The organism is Gracilibacillus oryzae (assembly GCF_009498735.1).
GTDB classification, from domain to species: Bacteria; Bacillota; Bacilli; order Bacillales; family Amphibacillaceae; genus Gracilibacillus; species Gracilibacillus oryzae.
On record NZ_ML762430.1, the window covers coordinates 9,512 to 15,858 of the forward strand.

The following is a 6,347-nucleotide window of genomic DNA, read 5'->3' on the forward strand; positions in this document are numbered from 1 at the left end:
AATGCCAGTATTGCAATGGGTGTTGCTGAAATCATAAGATTATTGAAAAACAATAGGCAGGTGGAAACATGACATTCCCTCTATTTTTTTATAATTTACATTTGCCAGATGAAGTCAGGATTTTCGAAGTACCAAATAGTGGTGTGAGACGATTTGATCATAACTGTATTGTTTTTGATGTCGAAATTCAAGGTGCAGTATTGCGACATTATTCTTTCAAAGACAGATGGTTTGAGATCAATGTGTCTTTGACGAAAGATGGCAATTTTCGGACGGAAGAACATCATCATATTTCCTGGTGTTTTAACTGTGATATCAGCACACCCCATCTTGAAATTGTAAATAATATCTACAATGCTGATCTGTTTCTTGATGTATTAGTGGAGCCTGATGGAAAAACATATGCAGTTATTGATGAAAATGATTTTGAATGGGGAATCGCAAATGATTTTCTGTCCAAAGAGTTAGAAAACGGTGCGAAAAAAGGGCTGGATGATCTTTTGTCGATCATTGAAACAGAAGGATTAATAAATTTCTTAAACCATTATTATCCGTTGCATTCTTTTGGTGATATACCCGTTCAGCCTAAGATGAATAAGGTATCCTTAAGTAATGTAGAGCAGTATAAGAAAATAAAAGACTTTTCGTATTTGTATTGATTTATTAATTACTCATTTTCTTATCAAACTATCTTAACAGTGATGTGATTAAACCATAAAGGAGCAAAATATGTTAGACCGATACTTACCATTTATCGAAAAACTGCCTGACAGCAGAGAACTGAAAAAAGAAGATTTGCTCACACCAGATTTTTTAATAGAAAAAGAAAAGAACCTGGAAATGTATTATTCGCCACACAATGACTACATAAACAAGCAAGCTGCCATCATTATTGTCGGAATCACGCCAGGCTGGACACAAACGAAGACTGCTTACGAAACATTTGGCAGATTACATAAAAAGAAGTTGCCCCTGGATAAGATTATGAAAGAAACAAAAAAAGCAGCGAGCTTTTCAGGCACCATGAGAGCTAATCTTATTACTATGCTGGATGAATGCAAGCTGAATCATGCACTGGGAACCTCCAGCACCTCTTCGTTGTTTGCCGAAAACCGGTCCACCTTGCATACAACCTCCATGATCAAATACCCGGTTTTCTATAAAGGGAAAAACTATACAGGTCACCAGCCCAAACTTGCAAATAGTGACCTTCTTTCCAGCTATTCTTATCACTTGTTTGCAAAAGAAATCCGAACATTGCCAAGTTCTTCGCTGATCATCCCTCTAGGGAAAAGGGTAGAGGCGGTTATCGCGGAATTGAAGCAGCAAGGCAAGATTACTCAAGTTTGCTTGCAAGGATTTCCCCACCCATCAGGAGCCAATGGCCACAGAATCACCCAATTTAACAAAAATAAAAACAGTTTACTAGAGACAGTTGCTAACTGGGAAAAGTCAGGAGGATAATATGGAATCAAAGCTTATTATTATACGAGGAAACTCCGGAAGTGGAAAAACAACGACAGCAAAAGCACTTCAGCATCATCTCGGGCGCGGAACCCTCTTAGTTTCCCAGGATACCGTCCGCCGTGACATGTTAAAGGTAAAAGACAGGGATGGCAACCTTTCGATAGATTTGATCAGGCAAATTGCGGAATACGGCAAAGGCAGGTGTGAATTTGTAATTGTAGAAGGTATATTGTACAAATATCGTTATGGAGAGATGTTGAATCATTTAATCACGCATTTTAATCACAATGCTTATACTTTTTATTATGATTTAACATTTGAAGAAACGGTCACACGCCACAACTCCCGTGCCAAAAAAATGGAATTTGGTGAAGAGTCTTTGCGTGCCTGGTGGAATGCGAACGATTATCTCGGCACAGAAGGTGAAACATTACTGACAAATGACATGTCACAGGGTGAGGTCGAGGAACTGATTTTAGCACAAGTGCAGGAGGAGAAATGATTAGAAAAATTATCGCATCACACCAATTACCTGTCGATACTTATATTCGGATATTCTGCTGACGAAAAATATACGCTTTAGCCCGTGCGTTAACGAAAACCCAATAAAAGGGAAGGGATAATATGAAAAAAATGTGGCGAATTTTTGCGCTGCTGGTGTTTTTTACAAGTGGTTGTGCTTTTAATGAGGAAAACACTGTCTCTGTTGTTGATTTAACAGAGAGGGAAGAAGCCATTCTCTCTACGGTTTCAGATCATTCATTTCTCTTTGATTTTACTGCAGACAGTGAATACAAGGAGCTAACTGTCTGGGTTGATAAATATGAATCAGGAAAATTAGTGGAAAAGAAATTTAGTAATATGACTATACCAATTGAGCAAGATGGTATGGTGATTTATACAACAGTAAATAATAATGACAAGTCAAATTTATATAACTTAGCCATTAGCAGTGGAGGCAGTACGGCTTCTTCAAGAGGTCCTGATCCGACCTCCGCCGGCTTGGAAAAAATGATGAGTGTATGGGGGACTATTCCAGAAAAAATAACCTTTGGAGAAGAGGAAGTAGTTTTAGCATCTATTTGTTATTCAGATAGTGAAACTGGTGTCAGTTCACTTCCAGAAGAATTTTATGAGAATGTGGAAGGGCATAAGAATGAGTTGGAAGATTATGATGTAGCTTATTTGCTTAAAGCGGAATTTAAAAAATAAGTGGATACCATGTGTCCTGTACATATAACAGATGAGACGGAGAGTTTCGGGTTTTTTATTTTATTGATCAAATTATATACTGAGTTTAACCAGTATTTTCACTATTATTAGGCCATCCTATAGACAGGAGGGATGGTCATGGTATTTCGAATCATCTTATTTTTAATTTTTATCAGTTTCTCTTTCACCACAATGGTTAGTGCAGATACCAGCTTCAAAACAGCTTTTATCCGTGACAGCCAGCTGTGGATCAAGGAAGGGGCGACAGAAATTCAACTAACACACGGCAAAAAAGTGTATTCACCAAAATGGTCCTATGATGGTCGATTTATCGCCTATTATGATGGTGATGAAGCGGGAAATAAAGCGGATTTATACCTGTATGACACTGAGAAAAAAGAAAACTATCAGCCGTATGTTACAGTGGAATCGACAAATTTCAAATGGTCTCCTAATAAAAATCAATTAGCTTATCTTTCAAAAGGAATTTTAAATGTTACCAAAATGAAAAATGGCCAACCATACGGTTTTGAAAATGTCTCTCTTGGCGTGAGTGATTTTGAATGGTTCCCGAATGGAAATGAATTTATTGTTTCATCACAAGCTAGTTTACGGCCAACTGGATGGGGACATGTCCCGCTTTATAAAGTACCTGTTGAAACAATCTTCTCAAAAAAGAAAATCACTCCTTTTTATACGATCCAAACGAACGAAAAAAAGTTATTTGCCATAAATGCGAATGATTTCAAATGGAATTTTGATGGTACTTGGGTCAGCTTTTTAGCTACTCCAACTGCTTCTATTTCCGCTGATCAGAATATATTGAGTGTTTTATCATCAGAGGGAACCGATTTTCAGGTGATAGGGACAATGCTTTGGAACCCGGACTGGATAAAGTGGGCCCCACAAGCAAACAAACTCGCTTATATTTCCGGTGAGGGGAGATTTTTTGTTGAGAACAAAAACACTGCGATTGCGGATATACCAACAGCAAAACAACAAAAAGAATACACACCTAAAGGCTATGTTGACCTTGGCTTGGAATGGTTTTCACCAGATCAAGTCATTGTAGCACGTGCGAAAGAAAACAAGAACTGGGGTGAAGGATCTGTACCTACCATGTTCACAGCACTTTATGCCATCAATATAAAAACTGAAGAGCAAAACCAAATCACTTTTCCAAATAAAAACGATTATGATCGGGATCCTCAAATGGCTGGTTCACACCTTACCTGGTTCAGAAGAAATGCGAATAATCTAAAAGGGGATGTGTGGGTAAAGGAAGGGTTAACAGGGGAGGAATATATGTGGATAAAGGGCATTGATTCAGCTCCTGTTTTTTATTTTGAATAGATAAACAGAATGCATGTTCGTATCAATTGTGTTATAATAGAACAGGATAATGTTCTAATAGGGCAAGGTCGGCTAATCCCCTTGATGAAAGGGGGTGACGCTTATGAGTATGTATGAAAGTTTCAGAGTGCTGTTAGGCTTTGGTTCCTTCCTGATTGCATTACTCACATTGATCATTTCGTTGATCAATAAAAAATAGACCTCCCTATTTGCCCTCAAAAGTAATTAGGAGAGGTCTATCACCCTTATGATAGCCGATCCCGCTGGGGGAACCGCTTATCCACTACCCGCAGTTCCAGCTGCGGGTTATTAGTATATGATGTTCTTATCTTTACTATAACATATAAATCGAGCAAAGTCATATCGTTAATCTTTTTTCAGGAAAAGAGGGCTAAAATGAATACACAGCTAAACGAAATAAATGCCAAGAAGATTTTAACAGAAGCCAAAGGTTATTTGGATGTTGGGTTTACTCATTCACTAAATCCATACAGCGGCTGTGGTTTTTCCTGCCTGTACTGCTATGTCAGGGAAATGCCGATCCAGCGGTTCAAAGACCTGCCGTGGGGCACATGGGTGGATATCAAAACAAATGCTACAGAAAATTACAAAAACGAAATCCAGAAGCTCCGCAAAAGATCAAAACCTGTCAATATTTTCATGTCTTCTGCCACTGACCCTTACCAGCCGATTGAACGAAAAGCAGAGATTACCCGCGGGTTATTGGAAGCAATGATCGAATTTCCGCCCGATTTTCTGCAGATCCAGACAAGAGGCCCGCTGATCAAAAGAGATCTGGACTTGCTAGTGCAATTACATGAAAAATGCGAATTGCTTGTTTCCATGACAGTCGAAACAGACAGAGAAGATATCAAGCGGATTTTTGCTCCATATGCACCGGGAATTAAGCTGCGATTGAGTGTATTACAGGAACTTCATGATGCCGGGATAGCCACACAAGCATCCATTTCCCCTGTTTTGCCATTCACGCCAGAATTCGCAAGCGTATTAACAGGCAAAGTCGATCATATCTGGATTGATACATTGAGCATTGGGGATGGATCGATGGGAAAACGTTCCGCAAGACTAGGAATGCCCCAGTTATTCAAAGACAATGGATTAGACAAATGGTACCAGCCAAATTTACATCACAAAGTGGAGAAGTATTTCAAGAAATATTTTCCAGAGGAAATGGTGAGAGTATCAAAGCAGGAAGCCTTTCCGAAGTAAAATCGATTCTCTGTTATGGGGATCGTTTTTTTTTTAATTTATGTTAAAATATAGTGGAATTACCATAATTGTGGACGAAGGGGCAGAAAAAATGCAAATAAGACTAGCTGAAAAAAATGATAAATCAGTTAATCATGATGAGATGGAATTTCACCCTTGAATATGATGAAACCAAAAAAGATGCCTCCTATGATGAAGTCGAAAAAGAATGCCACACCTTTTTGGAAAGCGTATTCACAAGTGATCAATGGCTGATTTGGGTCGCTGAAGATAATGGGAAAATTGTATCCCATATTTACATTGAGTTCATTCAGAAAGTACCTCGCCCTGGCAGAATCACCCAGCCTTTTGCTTATATGACCAATGTTTATACAGTTCCAGGATACAGGAATAAAGGTATTGGCAGTAAGGTTCTCGCCACTATTAACAGCTGGGTTGAAGAGAATCATATCGAATTTGTTATTGTTTGGCCAAGTGAAGAGGGAGTGGGCTTTTACAAGAATAATGGTTATCAGCAATGTCGGGAGGCTATGGAGTATTTTCCTTCTAATAGCCGCAATAAATAAAGGGAGAGCATGGAAATGTATGATATCAGGATAGAAGAAATCACAAAGGACAATTGGGAAGAAGCCTTTCAATTAAAAGTACATGAGAGCCAGAAACCATTTGTACCAACGATTGCAGAATCACTTGCCTATGCTTATGTAAAACCCTGGGATGAGGCACTGGATCCTTACATAATATATGAAAACAATACCATAATTGGCGCTTTTTATCTTACCTATACCCCCAATAGTGAGGACAATTACTGGATTGGCGGCTTTCAGATTGATAAAGAACAGCAAGGCAAAGGGTATGGTAAACAGTCTCTCCAGAAGATAATGGAGTTAATCAAAGCGAAACATCCCGACTGCAAAGTGATATCATTGACCGTTGAAAAAGAAAACAACAAGGCCATTCGTTTGTATGAGAAGGCAGGGTTTATCAATCAAAATGAGGAGAATGATTATCAGGAAGTAGTATATAAGTTGAAGGTTCGCTAAAGGAGGGTGCGCTTTATGGCCATTTTTGCAGGATACATCATT

The 6,347-nt window shown here is 38.7% G+C and carries 9 protein-coding genes; all 9 read left to right on the forward strand.

Going from position 1 to position 6,347, the window contains the following annotated elements; genetic code table 11:
* Positions 1-68: 68 nt before the first annotated feature.
* The 9 genes from F9U64_RS10365 to F9U64_RS10405 all read left to right on the forward strand — a co-directional run bounded on the left by F9U64_RS10365 (position 69) and on the right by F9U64_RS10405 (position 6,305).
* Complete coding sequence (locus F9U64_RS10365; RefSeq protein WP_153403122.1) at positions 69-659, forward strand: ribonuclease FAU-1 family protein; 591 nt, start codon at positions 69-71, stop codon at positions 657-659.
* Positions 660-729: 70 nt separating this feature from the next.
* On the forward strand, positions 730-1,464 hold the full coding sequence (locus F9U64_RS10370) for a hypothetical protein (protein WP_153403123.1): 735 nt from the start codon (positions 730-732) through the stop codon (positions 1,462-1,464).
* Between the two features lies 1 nt (position 1,465).
* Positions 1,466-1,969, forward strand: a complete 504-nt coding sequence (locus F9U64_RS10375) for a kinase (RefSeq protein ID WP_153403125.1) — start codon at positions 1,466-1,468, stop codon at positions 1,967-1,969.
* Between the two features lie 122 nt (positions 1,970-2,091).
* The gene (locus tag F9U64_RS10380) at positions 2,092-2,679 is read left to right on the forward strand and encodes a hypothetical protein (protein WP_153403127.1); all 588 of its coding nucleotides are present in this window, start codon (positions 2,092-2,094) and stop codon (positions 2,677-2,679) included.
* A 138-nt stretch (positions 2,680-2,817) separates the two neighbouring features.
* Positions 2,818-4,032 carry an eIF2A family protein gene (locus F9U64_RS10385; protein ID WP_153403129.1) on the forward strand — a complete coding sequence of 405 codons (1,215 nt, stop codon included), beginning with the start codon at positions 2,818-2,820 and terminating at the stop codon, positions 4,030-4,032.
* A 103-nt stretch (positions 4,033-4,135) separates the two neighbouring features.
* Positions 4,136-4,231: a putative holin-like toxin gene (locus F9U64_RS10390; RefSeq protein ID WP_153403130.1), complete on the forward strand. Its 96-nt coding sequence runs from the start codon at positions 4,136-4,138 to the stop codon at positions 4,229-4,231.
* A 197-nt stretch (positions 4,232-4,428) separates the two neighbouring features.
* On the forward strand, positions 4,429-5,262 hold the full coding sequence (locus tag F9U64_RS10395) for an SPL family radical SAM protein (RefSeq protein WP_153403132.1): 834 nt from the start codon (positions 4,429-4,431) through the stop codon (positions 5,260-5,262).
* A 116-nt stretch (positions 5,263-5,378) separates the two neighbouring features.
* Positions 5,379-5,828 carry a GNAT family N-acetyltransferase gene (locus F9U64_RS10400; protein WP_228275664.1) on the forward strand — a complete coding sequence of 150 codons (450 nt, stop codon included), beginning with the start codon at positions 5,379-5,381 and terminating at the stop codon, positions 5,826-5,828.
* Between the two features lie 15 nt (positions 5,829-5,843).
* Positions 5,844-6,305 carry a GNAT family N-acetyltransferase gene (locus F9U64_RS10405; RefSeq protein ID WP_153403134.1) on the forward strand — a complete coding sequence of 154 codons (462 nt, stop codon included), beginning with the start codon at positions 5,844-5,846 and terminating at the stop codon, positions 6,303-6,305.
* Positions 6,306-6,347: the final 42 nt, after the last annotated feature.

What these genes read in the sequence shown, in the direction of transcription:
- F9U64_RS10365 (WP_153403122.1), top strand. Translation starts at nt 69, where the DNA reads ATGACATTCCCTCTATTTTTTTATAATTTACATTTGCCAGATGAAGTC.
- F9U64_RS10370 (WP_153403123.1), top strand. Translation starts at nt 730, where the DNA reads ATGTTAGACCGATACTTACCATTTATCGAAAAACTGCCTGACAGCAGA.
- F9U64_RS10375 (WP_153403125.1), top strand. Translation starts at nt 1,466, where the DNA reads ATGGAATCAAAGCTTATTATTATACGAGGAAACTCCGGAAGTGGAAAA.
- F9U64_RS10380 (WP_153403127.1), top strand. Translation starts at nt 2,092, where the DNA reads ATGAAAAAAATGTGGCGAATTTTTGCGCTGCTGGTGTTTTTTACAAGT.
- F9U64_RS10385 (WP_153403129.1), top strand. Translation starts at nt 2,818, where the DNA reads ATGGTATTTCGAATCATCTTATTTTTAATTTTTATCAGTTTCTCTTTC.
- F9U64_RS10390 (WP_153403130.1), top strand. Translation starts at nt 4,136, where the DNA reads ATGAGTATGTATGAAAGTTTCAGAGTGCTGTTAGGCTTTGGTTCCTTC.
- F9U64_RS10395 (WP_153403132.1), top strand. Translation starts at nt 4,429, where the DNA reads ATGAATACACAGCTAAACGAAATAAATGCCAAGAAGATTTTAACAGAA.
- F9U64_RS10400 (WP_228275664.1), top strand. Translation starts at nt 5,379, where the DNA reads ATGATAAATCAGTTAATCATGATGAGATGGAATTTCACCCTTGAATAT.
- F9U64_RS10405 (WP_153403134.1), top strand. Translation starts at nt 5,844, where the DNA reads ATGTATGATATCAGGATAGAAGAAATCACAAAGGACAATTGGGAAGAA.